32 protein-coding genes are annotated in these 16,423 nt (G+C 66.6%); 31 read left to right on the forward strand and 1 reads right to left on the reverse strand.

What is annotated here, in order from left to right; all coding sequences use genetic code 11:
- The first annotated feature begins 18 nt into the window (after positions 1-18).
- The 31 genes from rpsJ to rplQ all read left to right on the forward strand — a co-directional run bounded on the left by rpsJ (position 19) and on the right by rplQ (position 15,187).
- Positions 19-336, forward strand: coding sequence for a 30S ribosomal protein S10 (gene rpsJ, locus ABFD52_03735; GenBank protein MEN6559867.1), 318 nt, complete (start codon positions 19-21; stop codon positions 334-336).
- Positions 333-986 carry a 50S ribosomal protein L3 gene (rplC, locus tag ABFD52_03740; protein ID MEN6559868.1) on the forward strand — a complete coding sequence of 218 codons (654 nt, stop codon included), beginning with the start codon at positions 333-335 and terminating at the stop codon, positions 984-986. Before rpsJ ends, rplC begins: the two co-directional genes overlap by 4 nt.
- Before the next feature lie 17 nt (positions 987-1,003).
- A complete protein-coding gene (gene rplD / locus ABFD52_03745; protein MEN6559869.1) occupies positions 1,004-1,624 on the forward strand; it encodes a 50S ribosomal protein L4 in 621 nt (206 codons plus the stop codon).
- Positions 1,624-1,917 carry a 50S ribosomal protein L23 gene (locus ABFD52_03750; GenBank protein MEN6559870.1) on the forward strand — a complete coding sequence of 98 codons (294 nt, stop codon included), beginning with the start codon at positions 1,624-1,626 and terminating at the stop codon, positions 1,915-1,917. The genes rplD and ABFD52_03750 overlap by 1 nt, the downstream gene beginning before the upstream one ends.
- 1 nt (position 1,918) lies before the next feature.
- Positions 1,919-2,746, forward strand: coding sequence for a 50S ribosomal protein L2 (rplB, locus tag ABFD52_03755; GenBank protein ID MEN6559871.1), 828 nt, complete (start codon positions 1,919-1,921; stop codon positions 2,744-2,746).
- A 2-nt stretch (positions 2,747-2,748) separates the two neighbouring features.
- Positions 2,749-3,042: a 30S ribosomal protein S19 gene (gene rpsS / locus ABFD52_03760; protein ID MEN6559872.1), complete on the forward strand. Its 294-nt coding sequence runs from the start codon at positions 2,749-2,751 to the stop codon at positions 3,040-3,042.
- Positions 3,039-3,404, forward strand: coding sequence for a 50S ribosomal protein L22 (gene rplV / locus ABFD52_03765; protein MEN6559873.1), 366 nt, complete (start codon positions 3,039-3,041; stop codon positions 3,402-3,404). The genes rpsS and rplV overlap by 4 nt, the downstream gene beginning before the upstream one ends.
- A 2-nt stretch (positions 3,405-3,406) precedes the next feature.
- Complete coding sequence (rpsC, locus tag ABFD52_03770) at positions 3,407-4,075, forward strand: 30S ribosomal protein S3 (protein MEN6559874.1); 669 nt, start codon at positions 3,407-3,409, stop codon at positions 4,073-4,075.
- 2 nt (positions 4,076-4,077) lie between these two features.
- Positions 4,078-4,500: a 50S ribosomal protein L16 gene (rplP, locus tag ABFD52_03775; GenBank protein ID MEN6559875.1), complete on the forward strand. Its 423-nt coding sequence runs from the start codon at positions 4,078-4,080 to the stop codon at positions 4,498-4,500.
- Entirely contained in the window at positions 4,497-4,691 is a 195-nt protein-coding gene (rpmC, locus tag ABFD52_03780; GenBank protein ID MEN6559876.1) for a 50S ribosomal protein L29, read from the forward strand. Before rplP ends, rpmC begins: the two co-directional genes overlap by 4 nt.
- A 3-nt stretch (positions 4,692-4,694) precedes the next feature.
- The gene (gene rpsQ, locus ABFD52_03785) at positions 4,695-5,093 is read left to right on the forward strand and encodes a 30S ribosomal protein S17 (GenBank protein ID MEN6559877.1); all 399 of its coding nucleotides are present in this window, start codon (positions 4,695-4,697) and stop codon (positions 5,091-5,093) included.
- The gene (rplN, locus tag ABFD52_03790; GenBank protein MEN6559878.1) at positions 5,090-5,458 is read left to right on the forward strand and encodes a 50S ribosomal protein L14; all 369 of its coding nucleotides are present in this window, start codon (positions 5,090-5,092) and stop codon (positions 5,456-5,458) included. The genes rpsQ and rplN overlap by 4 nt, the downstream gene beginning before the upstream one ends.
- Positions 5,458-5,790 (forward strand): 50S ribosomal protein L24, encoded by a 333-nt coding sequence (gene rplX, locus ABFD52_03795; GenBank protein MEN6559879.1) that lies wholly within the window; start codon positions 5,458-5,460, stop codon positions 5,788-5,790. The genes rplN and rplX overlap by 1 nt, the downstream gene beginning before the upstream one ends.
- Positions 5,791-5,800: 10 nt before the next feature.
- Positions 5,801-6,343 (forward strand): 50S ribosomal protein L5, encoded by a 543-nt coding sequence (rplE, locus tag ABFD52_03800; protein ID MEN6559880.1) that lies wholly within the window; start codon positions 5,801-5,803, stop codon positions 6,341-6,343.
- 14 nt (positions 6,344-6,357) lie between these two features.
- Positions 6,358-6,543 (forward strand): type Z 30S ribosomal protein S14, encoded by a 186-nt coding sequence (locus ABFD52_03805; GenBank protein ID MEN6559881.1) that lies wholly within the window; start codon positions 6,358-6,360, stop codon positions 6,541-6,543.
- Positions 6,544-6,563: 20 nt separating this feature from the next.
- A complete protein-coding gene (gene rpsH, locus ABFD52_03810) occupies positions 6,564-6,953 on the forward strand; it encodes a 30S ribosomal protein S8 (GenBank protein MEN6559882.1) in 390 nt (129 codons plus the stop codon).
- Positions 6,954-6,971: 18 nt separating this feature from the next.
- On the forward strand, positions 6,972-7,517 hold the full coding sequence (gene rplF, locus ABFD52_03815) for a 50S ribosomal protein L6 (protein MEN6559883.1): 546 nt from the start codon (positions 6,972-6,974) through the stop codon (positions 7,515-7,517).
- Complete coding sequence (gene rplR, locus ABFD52_03820; GenBank protein MEN6559884.1) at positions 7,510-7,884, forward strand: 50S ribosomal protein L18; 375 nt, start codon at positions 7,510-7,512, stop codon at positions 7,882-7,884. The genes rplF and rplR overlap by 8 nt, the downstream gene beginning before the upstream one ends.
- 28 nt (positions 7,885-7,912) lie before the next feature.
- Positions 7,913-8,434 carry a 30S ribosomal protein S5 gene (gene rpsE, locus ABFD52_03825; GenBank protein MEN6559885.1) on the forward strand — a complete coding sequence of 174 codons (522 nt, stop codon included), beginning with the start codon at positions 7,913-7,915 and terminating at the stop codon, positions 8,432-8,434.
- A gap of 77 nt (positions 8,435-8,511) precedes the next feature.
- Positions 8,512-8,679 carry a 50S ribosomal protein L30 gene (rpmD, locus tag ABFD52_03830; protein ID MEN6559886.1) on the forward strand — a complete coding sequence of 56 codons (168 nt, stop codon included), beginning with the start codon at positions 8,512-8,514 and terminating at the stop codon, positions 8,677-8,679.
- Positions 8,676-9,122: a 50S ribosomal protein L15 gene (gene rplO, locus ABFD52_03835; GenBank protein MEN6559887.1), complete on the forward strand. Its 447-nt coding sequence runs from the start codon at positions 8,676-8,678 to the stop codon at positions 9,120-9,122. The genes rpmD and rplO overlap by 4 nt, the downstream gene beginning before the upstream one ends.
- The gene (gene secY, locus ABFD52_03840) at positions 9,122-10,504 is read left to right on the forward strand and encodes a preprotein translocase subunit SecY (GenBank protein ID MEN6559888.1); all 1,383 of its coding nucleotides are present in this window, start codon (positions 9,122-9,124) and stop codon (positions 10,502-10,504) included. Before rplO ends, secY begins: the two co-directional genes overlap by 1 nt.
- The gene (locus ABFD52_03845) at positions 10,501-11,175 is read left to right on the forward strand and encodes a nucleoside monophosphate kinase (protein ID MEN6559889.1); all 675 of its coding nucleotides are present in this window, start codon (positions 10,501-10,503) and stop codon (positions 11,173-11,175) included. The genes secY and ABFD52_03845 overlap by 4 nt, the downstream gene beginning before the upstream one ends.
- A complete protein-coding gene (map, locus tag ABFD52_03850) occupies positions 11,172-11,954 on the forward strand; it encodes a type I methionyl aminopeptidase (protein MEN6559890.1) in 783 nt (260 codons plus the stop codon). The genes ABFD52_03845 and map overlap by 4 nt, the downstream gene beginning before the upstream one ends.
- Entirely contained in the window at positions 11,947-12,165 is a 219-nt protein-coding gene (infA, locus tag ABFD52_03855; GenBank protein ID MEN6559891.1) for a translation initiation factor IF-1, read from the forward strand. Before map ends, infA begins: the two co-directional genes overlap by 8 nt.
- Before the next feature lie 12 nt (positions 12,166-12,177).
- Positions 12,178-12,291, forward strand: coding sequence for a 50S ribosomal protein L36 (gene rpmJ, locus ABFD52_03860; GenBank protein ID MEN6559892.1), 114 nt, complete (start codon positions 12,178-12,180; stop codon positions 12,289-12,291).
- 13 nt (positions 12,292-12,304) lie between these two features.
- Positions 12,305-12,688 carry a 30S ribosomal protein S13 gene (gene rpsM, locus ABFD52_03865; GenBank protein ID MEN6559893.1) on the forward strand — a complete coding sequence of 128 codons (384 nt, stop codon included), beginning with the start codon at positions 12,305-12,307 and terminating at the stop codon, positions 12,686-12,688.
- 15 nt (positions 12,689-12,703) lie between these two features.
- Complete coding sequence (gene rpsK / locus ABFD52_03870; GenBank protein MEN6559894.1) at positions 12,704-13,093, forward strand: 30S ribosomal protein S11; 390 nt, start codon at positions 12,704-12,706, stop codon at positions 13,091-13,093.
- Between the two features lie 13 nt (positions 13,094-13,106).
- Complete coding sequence (gene rpsD / locus ABFD52_03875) at positions 13,107-13,733, forward strand: 30S ribosomal protein S4 (protein ID MEN6559895.1); 627 nt, start codon at positions 13,107-13,109, stop codon at positions 13,731-13,733.
- 12 nt (positions 13,734-13,745) lie between these two features.
- Positions 13,746-14,777 carry a DNA-directed RNA polymerase subunit alpha gene (locus ABFD52_03880; protein ID MEN6559896.1) on the forward strand — a complete coding sequence of 344 codons (1,032 nt, stop codon included), beginning with the start codon at positions 13,746-13,748 and terminating at the stop codon, positions 14,775-14,777.
- Positions 14,774-15,187 (forward strand): 50S ribosomal protein L17, encoded by a 414-nt coding sequence (gene rplQ / locus ABFD52_03885; protein ID MEN6559897.1) that lies wholly within the window; start codon positions 14,774-14,776, stop codon positions 15,185-15,187. Before ABFD52_03880 ends, rplQ begins: the two co-directional genes overlap by 4 nt.
- 150 nt (positions 15,188-15,337) lie before the next feature.
- Here rplQ and ABFD52_03890 read toward each other — a convergent pair whose 3' ends face one another.
- A complete protein-coding gene (locus ABFD52_03890; protein ID MEN6559898.1) occupies positions 15,338-16,303 on the reverse strand; it encodes an NlpC/P60 family protein in 966 nt (321 codons plus the stop codon).
- Between the last annotated feature and the right edge of the window lie 120 nt (positions 16,304-16,423).

The following is a 16,423-nucleotide window of genomic DNA, read 5'->3' on the forward strand; positions in this document are numbered from 1 at the left end:
ATAACAGAGGAACGAACGATGGAAAAGATCAGAATCCGCTTACAGAGCTTCGATCACCGCCTGCTCGACCAGTCCGTCAAGGACATCGTCATCAAGGCGAAACGGACCGGCGCCAGCGTCGCCGGCCCCATCCCCCTGCCGACGCGCATCCACAAGTTCTGCGTCCTCCGTTCCCCGCACGTCGACAAGAAGTCGCGCGAGCACTTCGAGATGCGGATCCACAAGCGGCTCATCGACATCAGCGAATACAACAACGAGACGATCGAGGAGCTCCAGAAGCTCGACCTGCCGGCCGGGATCGACGTCGAGATCCAGGCCTCCGGGACGGGAGAATGACCATGATCCAGGGACTGATCGCCAAGAAGATCGGCATGAGCCAGCAGTTCGACGACGCCGGCAACGTCGTCCCCGTCACCGTCCTCAAGGCGGGGCCGTGCACGATCATCCAGAAGAAGACGGACGAGACCGACGGCTACACGGCCGTCCAGCTCGGCTTCGTCGAGGAGCGGGCCGTCGCCCGGCCGCGCAGGCCCCAGTCCGGGCATTTCAAGAAGGCCGGCGTCCCCGTGGTCAAGAAGCTCCAGGAGGTCGGCTGCTCCGATCTCGCCGCCGTCAAGGAAGGGGACCAGGTCCTGGTCGACATCTTCGAGGTCGGCGAGACGATCGACATCATCGGGACGAGCAAGGGCAAGGGCTTCGCCGGCGTCGTCAAGCGCCACCACTTCGCCGGGGGCGGCGCCGCCCACGGCTCCATGTTCCACCGCGCGCCCGGCTCGATCGGCGCCTCGTCCTATCCCTCGCGGGTCATCAAGGGCATGCGCATGGGCGGCCACATGGGCCACGACCGGGTCACGGTCCGCAAGCTCACGGTCGTCGCCACGGACAAGGACCAGAACCTCCTCATCGTCAAGGGCGCCGTGCCCGGCGCCAAGGGGGGCTACGTCCTGGTCCGCAAGGCCGCGCCGGCCCCCGCGCGGGCGAAATGAACGGGAAAGAGGGCACCATGGCCAAACTCGACATCATCGACCGCAGCGGCCAGACGGCCGCGCAGGTGGACCTGCCCGACGCCGTCTTCGGCGGGCGGGCCAAGGACCACCTGATCTACGAAGCCGTCGTCAACTACCAGGCCAACCAGCGCCAGGGCACGGCGGCCACCAAGACCCGGGCCTTCGTCAGCGGCGGCGGCAAGAAGCCGTGGCGGCAGAAAGGCACCGGCCGGGCCCGCGTCGGCAGCACGCGCTCACCTCTCTGGAAGAAGGGCGGGACGGTCTTCGGGCCGCAGCCCCGCGACTATTCCTACGAGCTGCCGAAGAAGGCCCGCCGGGGCGCCCTGCTCTCGGCCCTGGCCCAGAAGCACGCCGCCGGCGAGCTCCTCGTCGCCAGCGACCTCGACGTCAAGGAGCCCAGGACCAAGGAGGCCGTGGCCCTGCTCAAGGCCTACAAGCTGGGCTCGGCCCTCCTCGTCGACCTGCCCGACAACGCTCACCTCTTCCGGGCGGTCCGGAACCTGCCCCGGGTCAAAGCGGTCGATGTCGCCGGCCTCAACATCTACGACGTCCTCGCCCACAAGTCCGTCGTCTTCAGCCGGCGGGCGTTCGAGGCCGTCCTGGAGAAACTGTCGTGATCAAAGACCCCCACAAAATCATCCTGCGTCCGGTGATCACGGAGAAGACGACCCGGCTCAAGTCCGAGAGCGGCGTCATCTGCTTCGAGGTCGCCCGGAACGCCAACAAGATCGAGATCAAGCGGGCCATCGAGCACCTGTTCAAGACCCACGTGGCCGAGGTCCGGACCCAGGCCAAGGCGGGCAAGGTCCGCCGGGTCGGCCGCAACGCGGGGCGCACGAGGGACTGGAAGAAGGCCTACGTCCGGCTCCGCGAGGGCGAGAAGCCGATCGAATACTTCGAGGCGGCATAACATGGGCATCAAAACATACCGGCCAATGACACCCGGCCTGCGCCACAGGACGGGCAACCGCTACGACGAGCTGAGCGGGGACACCCCGTACAAGCCCCTGCTCACGTCCCTGTCCAAGTCCGGCGGGCGCGACAGCCGCGGCCATCTGTCGATGCGCAACCGCGGCGGCGGGCACAAGCAGCTCTACCGCATGATCGACTTCAAGCGGGACAAGATCGACATCCCGGGCACGGTCGAGACCGTCGAATACGATCCGAACCGCTCGTCCTTCATCTCGCTCGTGCGCTACCGGGACGGCGAGCGCCGCTATATCATCTACCCGGCGGGGCTCCAGGTCGGGCAGGAGGTCGTCTCGACCGACCGCCAGGCCGACATCCTGCCGGGCAACGCCATGCCGCTGCGGTTCATCCCGCTCGGCACGGTCATCCACAACATCGAGCTCCGGAAAGACAAGGGCGGCCAGGTTGCCAAGTCGGCCGGGGCCGGCGCCCAGATCCTGGCCAAGGAAGGGGACTACGCCCAGGTCCGGCTGCCCTCGTCGGAGATCCGCAAGGTCCACCTGGACTGCCGGGCGACGATCGGCCAGATCGGCAACGCCGACCACTCGAACATCAGCATCGGCAAGGCTGGCCGGAGCCGCTGGCAGGGCATCCGGCCCCACGTCCGCGGCACGGCCATGAACCCCATCGACCATCCGCACGGCGGCGGCGAGGGCAAGGCCAAGGGCGGCCGGCACCCGGTCAGCCCGACGGGCATCCCGACCAAGGGCTTCAAGACCAGGAAGAACAAACGGACCCAGGCCTTCATCGTCCGGCGCAGGAGCAAGTAACCATGAGCAGATCGCTGAACAAGGGCCCCTTCATCGACGGGCACCTCCTCGAAAAGGTCCAGGCTTTGTCGACGCCGGCGGGCAAGCGCCAGGTCATCAAGACCTGGTCCCGTCGGTCGACGATCATCCCCGAGATGGTCGGCATGACCATCGGCGTCCACAACGGCCGGAAGTTCATCCCGGTGTTCGTCACCGAGAACATGGTCGGGCACAAGCTCGGCGAGTTCTCCCCGACGCGCCACTTCAAAGGCCACACGTCGAAGACGGCCAAGCAGCTGAAGGTGGAGAAGAAATGAACGCCCAGCCCCAGCCCCCGCTCGCCCATGCCATCGCCCGGTTCGTGCGCATGAGCCCCCAGAAGGGCCGGCTCGTCGCCGACCAGGTCCGCGACCGGTACGTCGGCGAGGCCCTGACCATCCTGCGCTTCAGCGAGCGCAAGAAGATCGGCGCCATCCTCGAGAAGGTCCTGCGTTCGGCCATCGCCAACGCCCAGCAGAAGTCGCCGAACGTCGATGTCGATACGCTCTACATCTCGCACATCCAGATCAACGGCGGGCCGATGGCCAAGCGCATCCGCCCGGCGCCCCAGGGACGGGCCTACCGCATCCAGAAGCGGACCAGCCACGTCCATATCTATCTCGACGAAAAGGGGAGATGACCGTGGGACAGAAAACTCACCCGTACGGATTCCGGCTCGGCTTCAACAAGCCGTGGACGTCCCGCTGGTTCGCCAAGGGCCCGGACTACGCCCGCCTCATCCATGAAGACCTGAGGATGAAGAAGGCCATCAAGGAGAAGTACTTCCACGCCGGCATCGCCGGCGTCGACGTCGAGCGCGTCGGGCCGAAGATCAGGGTCATCATCCACACCGCCCGGCCCGGCATCATCATCGGCCGGGGCGGCAAGGAGATCGAGAGCCTGAAGGCCTACCTCGAGACGATCGCCAAGCGGGACGTCTACGTGGACATCCGCGAGGTCGACAAGCCCGAGCTCAACGCTCTGCTCGTGGGCGAGAGCATCGCCGTCCAGCTGGAGAAGCGGATCGCCTACCGCCGGGCCATGCGCAAGGCCGTCGAGTTCGCCCTCAAGATGGGGGCCAAGGGCATCAAGGTCATGTGCGCCGGCCGGCTCGGCGGCGTCGAGATCGCCCGGTCCGAGTGGTACCTCAAGGGCCAGCTCCCGCTGCAGACCCTCAGGGCCGACATCGACTTCGCCTTCACCGAGGCCTTCACGACCTACGGGCAGATCGGCATCAAGGTCTGGGTCTACCGGGCCGACGTGGAGAAGCCCAAGATGACCTCCCAGATGGCCGAGGTCGAGGAGATCTAGCCATGTTGATGCCCGCCAAAGTCAAATACCGCAAGCAGCAGCGGGGGCGCATGCGCGGCACGGCCCTGCGCGGCGGCACGCTGACCTTCGGGGCCTACGGGCTCCAGGCCCTCGAGCCCGGGTGGCTGACCTCCCGGCAGATCGAGGCCGGCCGCATCACCATCACCCGGCATATGAAGAGGAAAGGCAAGCTCTGGATCCGGACCTTCCCCTGGAAGTCGGTCACCAAGAAGCCGACCGAGGTCCGCATGGGCAAGGGCAAGGGCGATCCCGAGTTCTGGGTCGACGTCATCCGCCCGGGCAAGATCCTGTTCGAGATCGAGGGCATCGACCTGGCCGAGGCCCAGGAGGCCATGCGCCTGGCCGGCCATAAGCTGCCGATCAAGACGCGCTTCATCTCCCGGGAAATGAGGGAGCTCAGATGAAGATCAAGGAACTCAGAGAACTCTCGAACGAAGAGCTGAAGCACAGGGAGTCGGAGCTCGTCGATCAGCTCTTCAAGCTCCGCTTCCAGAAATCCCTGGGCCAGCTCGAGAGCCCGATGAAGATCAAGTCCATCAAGAGGGACATCGCCCGCATCAAGACCATCTTGAACCGGGCGACGCCCGCGGAGTAGCCCATGGATACCCCCACGAAAGCCCGGAAGACCACCAAGGTCGGGACCGTCGTCGCCAAGAAGATGAAGAAGACGGTCACGGTCCAGGTGGAGCGGCAGATCCGCCACCCCCTGTACCGGAAGATCATCCGCCGGAAGCAGACCTTCCTGGTCCACGACGAGGCCGAGGCCTGCAAGGTCGGCGACGTCGTCCGCATCATCGAGACGCGGCCGATCAGCAGGACCAAGCGCTGGCGCGTCCTGGCCGTCATCGGCTTGACGCCCGAACTGACGGCCAGCGCGATCGTGGAGACCCCGATCGTCGAGGCCCCGGCCCCCAAGGCGCCGGCCGCGGAAGCCCCGGCCGCTGAAGCCCCGGCCGCCGAGGCGCCGGCGGAGACGAAGACGGGAGAACCCCGATGATCCAGATGCGCACGATGCTCAAGGTCGCCGACAACTCCGGCGCCCGGCGGATCCAGGCGATCACGCCGATCGGCGGGGCCGTCGGCCACATCGCCCGGATCGGCGACGTCGTCTCGGCCACGGTCAAGGAAGCCGACCCCGAGAGCAAGATCCAGAAGGGCAAGGTCATCCGGGCCGTCGTCGTCCGGACGCGCAAGGAGGTCCGCCGCAAGGACGGCTCCTATATCCGCTTCGAGGACAACGCCGCGGTCATCATCGACAAGGCGGGGGAGCCCGTCGGGACGCGCGTCTTCGGGCCGGTCGGCCGCGAGCTGCGCGAGCGGAAGTTCATGAAGATCGTCTCCCTCGCGCCGGAGGTCCTCTGATGTCCAAGATCGCGCTCAAGAAGAACGACCTGGTCGTCGTCATCCGGGGCAAGGACAAGGGCAAGCAGGGCAAGGTCCTGAAGCTCATCCCCGAGACCAACCGGGTCATCGTCGAACGGGTCAATTTCGTCAAGCACTTCGTCAAGGCCGACCGCAGCAAGAACCAGCAGGGCGGGGTCATGGAGAAGGAAGCCCCCATCGCCGTGTCCAACGTCATGCTCTACTGCGCCGAGTGCGGCCAGGGCGTCCGGGCCCGCAGCCGGCGGCACGAGGACGGGTCCAAGGACCGCTACTGCCACCGCTGCGATACGCTGATCGAAAAGGCCAAGTGAGGAAACGCCCATGAGCCGCTTATACGACAAGTACCGCAAGGACGTGGTCCCCGCGCTCGAAGAGGAGCTCGGGATCAAGAATATCATGGCCGTGCCCCGGCTCGAGAAGATCATCGTCAACGTCGGGGCCGGGGACGCCATCGGCAACATCAAGCTCCTCGACACGGCCAAGGCCGAGCTGGCCCAGATCACCGGCCAGCTACCGGGCATCGGCCGGGCCAAGAAATCGATCTCGGCCTTCAAGCTGAGGAAGGGCCAGGCGATCGCCTGCTACGTCACCCTCCGCAACCAGCGGATGTACGAGTTCCTCGACCGGCTGGTCAACATCGTCCTGCCGCGGGTCCGCGACTTCCGCGGCGTCCCGGCCACGTCCTTCGACGGCCGGGGCAACTACACCCTGGGGATGCGCGACCAGCTGGTCTTCCCCGAGATCGACTACACCAAGGTCGAGCGGCCCCGGGGCATGAACATCACCATCGTCACGACGGCCCGGACCGACAAGGAGGCCCTGGCCCTCCTGAAGCACCTGGGCATGCCGTTCCGGGAATCCTGAGAAGCGAGGTCGATATGGCAACCAAAGCGCGCAAGGCCAAGATGGTCCGTCCCCTCAAGTACGCCATCCGGATCCGGCACCGCTGCCGTCTCTGCGGACGGCCGCGGGCCTATTATCGGAGGTTCGATCTCTGCCGCCTCTGCTTCCGCGAGCTGGCCCTCAAGGGCGAGATCCCGGGCGTGACCAAGTCGTCCTGGTGAGATCGGAGAAAGGAACACCCATGGATTCGTTATCTGACCTGCTCACCCGGATCCGCAACGGCGTGAAGTCCAAGAAGCGGGAAGTCAACATGCCGTCCTTCCGGCTGGGGATCGAGGTCGTCAAGATCCTCAAGGAAGAGGGCTACGTCAAGAATTACAAGGTCCTCGACGACAAGAAGCAGGGGATCCTCAACGTGACGCTCAAGTACACCGAGGACAACCGCAGCGTCATCAGCGGCCTCAAGCGGGTCAGCACCCCGGGCTGCCGGATCTACTGCACGCGCGACTCCGTGCCCAAGGCCCTGGACGGGCTGGGCCTGGTCGTCGTCTCGACGTCCCGCGGCGTCATGACCGGCCGCGCCTGCGAAGAGGCCGGGGTCGGCGGCGAAGTCCTCTGCAGCATCTGGTAGGCGGGGAGAGGAAGCATCATGTCGAGAGTCGGGAAGAAACCCATCGCCATTCCGGCGGGCGTGAAGGTCACGGTCCACCCGGACCGGATCGAGTTCGAGGGCAAGAAGGGCAAGCTCGAGACGCCGCTCCAGCCGGGCATCACGGCCGCCCTGGAAGGGTCGAGCCTGGTCCTGAGCCGGGCCGACGACAGCAAGACGTCGCGGGCCAACCACGGCCTCGGCCGGGCCCTGGCCCACAACGCCGTGGTCGGCGTCACCGAGGGCTACGTCAAGCAGCTCGAGATCGTCGGCGTCGGCTACAAGGCCAAGATCGAGAAGGGCAGGCTCGAGATCAGCCTGGGCTATTCCCGGCCGATCTCCTACGAGATCCCGGCGGGCGTCGAGATCGTCGCCGAGAAGCCCACGCTGCTGACCGTCCGGGGCATCGACCGGCAGAAGGTCGGGCAGGTGGCCGACGACATCAAGAGCCTGCGCATCCCGGACCCCTACAAGCAGAAGGGCGTCCGCTACCTCGGCGAGCGGCTCATCAAAAAAGAACGAAAAGCGGGAGTGACCGGTGCTTAAAGACAAGACCAGCGAAAGAAAGGTCCGGGACGACCGGCTCCGGAAGCGGATCCGCGAGCGGGTCCAGGGCACGCCGGAGCGGCCCCGTCTGCACGTGTTCAAGAGCAACGCCTACGTCTACACCCAGGTCATCGACGACCGGAAGGGGACGGTTCTCCTGACGGCCTCGACCCTGGAGAAAGAGTTCCGGGCCAAGGCCAAGGGGACCAAGAACAAGGACGCCTGCGGCCTGCTCGGCCAGATCCTCGGCCAGCGGCTCAAGGCGGCCAAGATCGAGAAGGTCGTCTTCGACCGCGGCACCCACCCGTATCACGGGCGGGTCAAGACCCTGGCTGACGCCATCCGTAAGGAAGGCATCCAGTTCTGAGCGGACGGACGAACAAGGAGACAGCAACGTGGACGATCGCAGACACCAAAGGAAAGTCGGGGTCCTCGACGAAGATGGCCAGGAGCTCAAGGACCAGGTCATCTCCATCCGCCGGGTAACCAAGGTCGTTAAGGGCGGCAAGAACCTGAGCTTCTCGGCCCTGGTCGCCGTCGGCGACCAGCGGGGCCGGGTCGGCATCGGCAAGGGCAAGGCCCGCGAAGTGCCGCAGGCCATCGCCAAGGGCGTCGAGGCGGCCCGCAAGAGCATGATCCGGGTGCCCCTGGCCGAGACGACCATCCCGCACCTGGTCAAGGGCATCGACGGCGCGGGCCTGGTCGTCCTGCGCCCGGCCTCGAAAGGCACCGGCGTCATCGCCGGCGGCGCCGTCCGCGTCATCATGCAGCTGGCCGGGATCAGGGACATCCTGACCAAGTCCCTCCGCAGCAGCAACCCCATCAGCGTCGCCAACGCGACCCTGGACGCACTGCGCCACATCCGCAACCCCGAGGACGTGGCCAGGATCCGCGGCAAAGCGAAAGGTGCGTTATGAGCGAAAGCGTCAAGAAGCCCGTCAAGGCGGCCCGGGGCGCGAAGAAGCCGGCTGAAGGCCCATTCGTCCGGGTCACCTTGGTTCGCAGCCTCATCGGCTACCCGCCGGAACAGCGGCAGACGGCCCGGGGCCTCGGCCTGCGGAAACCCCAGTCGAGCGCGGTCCTGGTCGACACGCCCGCGGTCCGCGGCATGATCCGCAAGATCGTTCACGCCCTCAAGGTGGAAGCGGTGGAGAAACCATGAACCTGAGCAACCTCAAACCGGCCCCCGGATCGCGGAAGGCGCGCAAGCGCGTCGGGCGAGGGCCCGGCTCCGGCCTCGGCAAGACCGCCGGGGCGGGCAGCAAGGGACAGCTCCAGGGCAGCGGCTATTCCCGCAAGCGCGGCTTCGAGGGCGGCCAGATGCCCCTGACCCGGCGCATCCCCAAGCGCGGCTTCACCAACATCTTCCGCGAGGAGATCGCGGTCGTCAACCTCGACCGCCTGGCCAAGCTGCGCAAGGACGAGATCGGGCCGGCCGAGATGGCCGAGCACCGCCTCATCCGCAGCGCGGCCGACCGGGTCAAGGTCCTCGGCCGCGGCGACCTGGCCTCGGCCAAGACCGTCAAGGCGCACGAGTTCTCCGCCTCGGCCGTCCAGAAGATCGAGGCCAAGGGCGGCAAGGCCGTCGTCATCGGGAAAGACTAATGTTAGACAGCATCCGCAACATATTCAGCGTCCCCGAGCTGCGGAAGAGGGTCATCTTCACCCTTCTCCTGCTCGCGGTCTACCGGGCCGGCGGCGTCATCCCCAATCCGGGCTTGAGCGCCTCGGCCCTGGCCGAGTTCTGGCAGAGCCAGAAGGGCTCCCTTCTCGGCTTCATCGACCTGTTCTCGGGCCGGAACATGTCCCGGATGACCATCTTCGCCCTGGGCATCATGCCCTACATCTCGGCCTCGATCATCCTCCAGCTGCTGACGGTCGTCTGGCCCTACCTCGAGCGCCTGTCCAAGGAGGGCGAGCTGGGGCGGAAGAAGATCACCCAGTACACCCGCTACGGCACGATCGTCATCTGCCTGATCCAGGCCATCGGCATCGCCATCTTCCTCGAGGCCCTGACGACGCCGGCCGGCGCCCACGTCGTCCTCAACCCCGGCTGGGGCTTCAAGCTGTTGACCGTGCTGACCCTGACGACGGGGACCGTCTTCGTCATGTGGCTGGGCGAGCAGATATCCGAGCGGGGCATCGGCAACGGCATCTCGCTCATCATCTTCGCCGGCATCGTCGTCGCCTTCCCGAGCAACCTCGGGCGGCTGGTCGCGGGCCTGCGGACGGGGAACATGGATCCCCTGAAGATGATCTTCGTGGCCGCCCTGATGATCGCGGTCGTCGCCTTCATCGTCTTCGTCGAGCGCGGCCAGCGCCGCATCCCGGTCTCCTACGCCAAGCGCGTCGTCGGCCGGAAGGTCTACGGCGGGCAGAGCACGCACCTGCCGCTCCGGGTCAACACCGGCGGCGTCATCCCGATCATCTTCGCCGCCTCGGTCATCAGCATCCCGGCGACGGCGGCCAGCCTGATCAAGGCGCCCTGGGCCAAGGCCATCTCGGACCAGTTCGGCATGGGCATGCCGCTCTACAACCTGATCTACGTCGCCTCCATCATCTTCTTCACCTACTTCTACATCTCGATCATCTTCAACCCGGTCGACGTGGCCGACAACCTCCGCAAGTACGGCGGCTTCATCCCCGGCATCCGGCCGGGCAAGAACACCTCCGACTATATCGACGAGGTCCTCAGCCGGATCACCCTGGCCGGCGCCATCTACCTGGCGGTCGTGGCCATCCTGCCCGAGTTCCTGCTGACCGGCTTCAAGGTCCAGGGCCTGCCCTGGATCGGCCCCTGGCTCGAGGCCAACATGCCCAAGTTCATCACCCAGGGCATGGGCATCGACTTCATGTTCGGCGGCACGTCGATCCTGATCGTCGTGGGCGTGGCCATGGACACGATGCAGCAGATCGAGGCCCAGCTGGTCATGCGCCACTACGACGGGTTCATGCGCCGGAGCCGGATCCGCGGGAGGCGCGGATGAGGATCATCCTCCTGGGCGCGCCAGGAAGCGGGAAGGGGACCGTGGCCGAAGCCCTGCGCGCGGCCTACGGCTGGCCCAAGGTCGCCACGGGCGACCTGCTCCGCGAGGCCGTCCGGGACAAGACCCCCCTCGGCCTGGTCGCTGCGGCCCAGATGGGCAAGGGCAACCTGGTCGACGACGACACGGTGATGGCCCTGCTCCGCGAGCGTCTGGCCAAGGACGACTGCCGTGACGGCTGCGTCCTCGACGGTTTCCCCCGGAACGTGACCCAGGCCGACCGCCTCGACGCCGCCGGCCTGCCGGGGCCGGAGATCGTCATCGACCTCCGGGTCACCGACGACGTCGTCATGGAGCGGCTGACCCACCGCCGGATCTGCCCGGATTGCGAGGCCATCTACCATCTCGTCAACAGGCCGCCCAGAACGGCCGGCATCTGCGACCTCTGCGGCGCGGCCCTGGTCCAGCGCAACGACGACAAGCCGGAGATCATCCGCGAGCGGCTCAAGACCCACTATGCCAAGACCGAGCCTCTGGTCGCCCGCTACGCGGCCAGGGGCCATCTCCACAGGATCGACGGCGACGGCCCGGCCGAAGCGGTCGTCCGCGAGGTCCGGCGCGTCCTCGACGCCGAGCTCGGCCGCCCGGCGGCCGGGGAGGGGAAGGGCGCATGATCACCTACAAGTCCGCGACCGAGATCGAGGCCATGCGGCAGAGCGGCCGCATCGCCGCCGCGGTCCTCGGCGAGCTCGAGCCGCTCATCCGGCCCGGCATCCGGACGCGCGACCTCGACCTCTACGCGGAGAAGCGGACCCGGGAGCTCGGCGCGGCGCCGGCCTTCAAGGGCTACCGCGGCTATCCGGCCTCGGTCTGCATCTCGGTCAACGAAGAGGTCATCCACGGCATCCCCTCGGGGCGCATCCTTCAGGAAGGCGACATCGTCAGCCTGGACTTCGGCGTCCTCTACGAGGGCTTCTACAGCGACTCGGCCCTGACGGCGCCGGTCGGCCGGGTCTCGACCGAGGCCCTGGCCCTGATCGCCGCGGCCGAGCGTTCCTTCGCCAAGGGCCTGGAGCAGATGAGGGAGGGCAACCGGCTGTCGGACGTCTCGGCGGCCATCCAGGCCTCGGTCGAGAGCGAGGGCTTCTCGGTCATCCGCCAGTTCGTCGGTCACGGCATCGGCCGGGCCCTCCACGAGGAGCCCCAGGTCCCGAACTTCGGGGCGCCTGGCCGCGGCCCCAGGATCAAGCCGGGGATGACCCTGGCCATCGAGCCGATGATCGCCGCGGGCACCTACGAGGTCGAGATCCTCGAGGACGGCTGGACGGCCGTCACCCGGGACCATCGGCTGTCGGCCCACTACGAGCATACCGTGGCCATGACCGAGAACGGCCCGGAGATCCTCAGCGCCCGGCCGGGGACGCGCCTCCCCAAGGAGGGACCGCATGCCTAGACAGGACATGTTCGAAGCCGAGGGCGTGGTCCTGGAGACCCTGCCGAACGCCATGTTCCGGGTGGAGCTCCAGAACAAGCACGTCATCCTGGCCCACATCTCCGGCAAGATGCGCAAGCACTTCATCCGCATCCTGCCCGGCGACCGGGTCCTCCTCGAGCTGTCGCCCTACGACCTGACCAAGGGCCGGATCACCTATCGATTCAAATAAAAGGACGGGACGATGAAAGTCAAAGCCTCCGTGAAGAAGATCTGCCGGAACTGCAAGATCGTCCGGCGCAAGGGCGTGGTGCGGGTCATCTGCTCCAACCCGAGGCACAAACAAAAACAGGGATAAACGAGGTAATTCCATGGCACGAATCGCAGGCATCACCCTCCCGCCGGACAAGCGCATCGAGATCGGCCTGACCTACATCTATGGGATCGGCCGGTCCAAGAGCCGCCAGCTCCTCGACGAGGCCAAGATCGACAAGAACAAGAAGGTCAAGGCCCTGACCGAGGACGAGGTCAACAAGATCCGGCAGATCATCGAGAAACGGGAGAAGATCGAGGGCGACCTCCGCAAGGAGGTCACCATGAACATCAAGCGGCTGGTCGACATCGGCTGCTACCGCGGCCTCCGGCACAAGAAGAAACTGCCGGTCCGGGGCCAGCGGACCAAGACCAACGCCCGGACCCGCAAGGGGGTCAAGGGGCAGCGGATCAAGAAGCTCAAAGAAGCGAAGAAAGCGTAAGGAGGGCCAGCCGCCATGCCGCCAAAAACCACTGCCAAGAAGAAGAAAGCCCGCCGCGAGATCGGGTTCGGGGTGGCCCACATCCAGTCCACCTTCAACAACACGATCATCACCATCACCGACCATGTCGGCGCCACGGTCGTCTGGGCCAGCGGCGGCACGTCGGGGATGAAGGGCGCCCGCAAGGGCACGCCCTTCGCCGCCCAGCTCGCGGCCAAGGACGCCGCGACCAAGGCCCGGGAGTACGGCGTCCGCTACGTCGACGTCCGGCTCAAGGGCCCCGGCGCCGGGCGCGAGTCGTCCATCCGGGCCATGCAAGCCGCCGGCCTGGAGATCAAGTCCATCAAGGACGTGACGCCCATCCCGCACAACGGGTGCCGCGTCCGCCGCCGCCGGCGGGTCTGAGGAGAGAGATATCATGGCGAAGTATCAAGGAGCCGATTGCCGGCTCTGCCGGGTCGAGAAGAACAAGCTCTATTTCAAGGGCGCCAAGTGCCTGACCGACAAGTGCCCGCTGGAACGGCGCGCCTACGCGCCGGGCCAGCACGGGCGCTCGCGCAAGCGCGTGCTGGGCTACGCCATCCAGCTCCGGGAGAAGCAGAAGCTGAAAAGGTACTACGGCATGTCCGAGGAGCAGTTCCGCTTCTTCTTCGAGCGGGCCGAGCGGCAGAAGGGCGTCACCGGCGAGAACCTCCTGTCCATGCTCGAGCGGCGCCTCGACAACGTCGTCTACCTGTGCGGCTTTTCCCTGTCGCGCGGCCACGCCCGCCAGCTCATCGGGCACGGCCACTTCCGTCTTAACGACCACAAGGCCGATATCCCCTCCGCCCTGGTCAAGCCGGGCGACGTTATCGCTTTCCGGCCCCGTTCGGCCAAGAGCGAGGACGTCCAGGCCGTCGTGGCCTCGAACCGGTCCAAGACCCTGCCGGGCTGGCTGCAGGTCGATTGGGAGAACCTGAAGGGCCGGGTCCTGGCGCTGCCGACGCGCGCCGACGTCACCCTGCCTGTCGAGGAGCACCTGGTCGTCGAGTTGTACTCCAAGTAAGGAGAACGTCCCATGACAGAGACGAATTTCCAGAGACCCAAGTTCCTCGAGTGCGATTACGAGACCCTGACTCCCCAGTACGGGAAGTTCATGGCCCAGCCCTTCGAGCGCGGCTACGGCGTCACCGTGGGCAACGCCCTGCGGCGCATCCTGCTGTCCTCGATCACCGGGGCGGCCGTAACCTCGGTGCGGATCCACGGCGTCCTGCACGAGTTCTCGACCATCCCCGGGGTCGTCGAGGACGTCACCGACATCATCCTCAATCTCAAGTCCATTCCCCTGAAGCTCCGGGGCGACGAGCCGCGGCGGATGAGCATCAAGAAGGCCGGCCCGGCCACGGTCACCGCGGCCGACATCCAGCACGACGCCGACATCGAGATCCTGGACCAGGCGATCGCCGTCGCCTCCGTCGATGTCGACGGGACGCTCGACGCGGAGATGGTGGTCAAGAACGGCCGCGGCTACATCCCGGCCGACCAGAACTTCGACGAGGAACAGAGCCTCGACTACATCCCGCTCGACTCCTCGCACTCGCCCGTCCTCAAGGTCAACTACAAGGTCGAGCCGGCCCGCGTCGGCAAGCGCATCGACTACGAGAGCCTGACCCTGGAGATCTGGACGACCGGGGCCATCCGGCCCATGGACGCCCTGTCCCAGGCGGCCAAGCTCATGCGCGACCACCTCGGCATCTTCCTCAACGTCGTCGACGAGCCGCTCGAGCGCGAGCCGGCCGCCTCGAAGAAGGAGATCCCGTACCTGGGCCAGGCCGACGTCCTGGCCAAGACCATCGATCACCTGGAGCTCTCGGTCCGCTCCAACAACTGCCTCCGCTCGGCCGGCATCGAGCGGATCTACGAGCTCGTGCAGAAGACCGAGGACGAGCTCCTCAAGACCAAGAACTTCGGCCGCAAGTCCCTTGCCGAGATCAAGGAGACGCTGGCCAATCTGAACCTCGGGCTGAACATCGAGCTCCACCCTCGTCTCATCGAGCGGATCCAGGCGGAGATCAAGGCCGGCGCGCCCGAGAAGGAGACTGAGGCATGAGGCACCAGGTCAAAAAAGGAATGCTCGGGCGCAATACCGCCCATCGCCGGGCGCTGCTGCGCAACCTCGTGACGTCCTTCCTCGAGCGGGAGCGGGTCCGGACGACCCTGGCCAAGGCCCGGGAGGTCCGGCCCATCGCCGAGAAGATGGTCACCCTGGGCAAGCGGGGCACCCTGCACGCCCGGCGCCAGGCCCTGGCGTACATGACCAAGGAGACCGCGGTCAAGAAGCTCTTCGACGAGATCGGCCCGCGCTTCAAGGAGCGTCCGGGCGGCTACACCCGGATCGTCAAGCTCGACCGCCGGGCCGGCGACGGCGCGGCCATGGCCCTGATCGAGCTGGTGGACGCGGAGTTCAAGGCCAAGACCAAGAAGAAGAAGAAGGAGGCCAAGAAGCCGGCGGCCAAGTAGCTTAGGCGAGGATCATAGGGGGCCCGGCGTTCGCCGGGCCCCTTTTTTATTGGCTCGGGAAGCAGCTCTCTCCGGCTCTGACAAGAGCTCTGTTCGGACATTTCCCGGAAGCATGGCTCGGGGCCGCTCAAGCGGGCTCCCGCCCTCAGCTCACTTGGCGGGCGCTTCGGCCGGACGCCGCGCGGCCTGGTAGATCTTTGTCCAGTAGGCGTCGGCCAGGCGGTCAATGCGGACGCAGGGCGTCTCGTGGACCGTCGCGTTGATGAAGTACTCGCGGTCGATCATCATGCCCACGTGGCCGATCTTGTTCAGGGCCTGGCCGAAGAAGATCAGGTCGCCGGCCTGCTCCTGGCCCTTGGGCACCTCCCGCAGGCCGCTCTCGGTCATCTGGATGTCGGCGTCGCGGAGGATCGGCACGCCGTTCATCTTGTAGACGAGCTGGGCCAGGCCCGAGCAGTCGAGCCCGAGCGGGGAGGTCCCGCCCCAGGTGTAGGGCACGCCGAGGAGGCGCTTGGCCAGGGCGACCATGTCGGCCGCGGGCCGGCGGGGCCAGGTCCAGGGGGCCTCATGGATCTCCCCGTCTCCCTTCTGGATCCAGGCCCGGACGCCGTCCGGCAGCAGGACCTCGAGCCAGCGGTCGTTCTTCTCGCCGGCGACCTCGAGGACCGAGCTCAGGGGCGCCGTTCGCACCGGCTTGTGGGCCGTGACGTCCGCTTCCCGGTAGGTGTTGGCCAGCAGCCCCAGCACGACGAAGACCCGGCCCGACGAAGCGTAGGGCTTCTCGCCCGGCTTCAGGAAGCGCAGGGAGGAAGCCGGGACCCAGCCCGGGTAGGCATCCGGCGTCTCGATCCGGACCCAGTCTTCCCCGGCGGCGTTCTTCTCTCTCTTGACGATCTTGACGTTGTCGCCGAGCAGGGCCTGGCTGACGACGTCGACCGTATCCGTGGGGCCGCTGAACATGTTCTCGACCGAGCGGATCACCACGGCCGCCGTCGGCCCGGCCGCGAGCTCCGGGCGGAGATCGGCCGGCTTCGCGGTCTGCGGCTGGGTTTGGCCGGCGCAAGCCAGCACGGGGGACAGGGCGATCAGGATCGCGGCGATCAGCGTCTTGGCCATGAGGCACCTCCGGGCGAACGTCCGAATGAATATCATAGCCGTGTTGAGGGCGGGAGACAAGCGGGTATCGGGGGACACGACCGCATTTCCAAATGTCCTCTTTTTTCCGTTATAATGCGG

The organism is Acidobacteriota bacterium, from assembly GCA_039683095.1.
In the GTDB taxonomy this organism is placed as follows: Bacteria; Acidobacteriota; Aminicenantia; order Aminicenantales; family Saccharicenantaceae; genus RBG-16-66-30.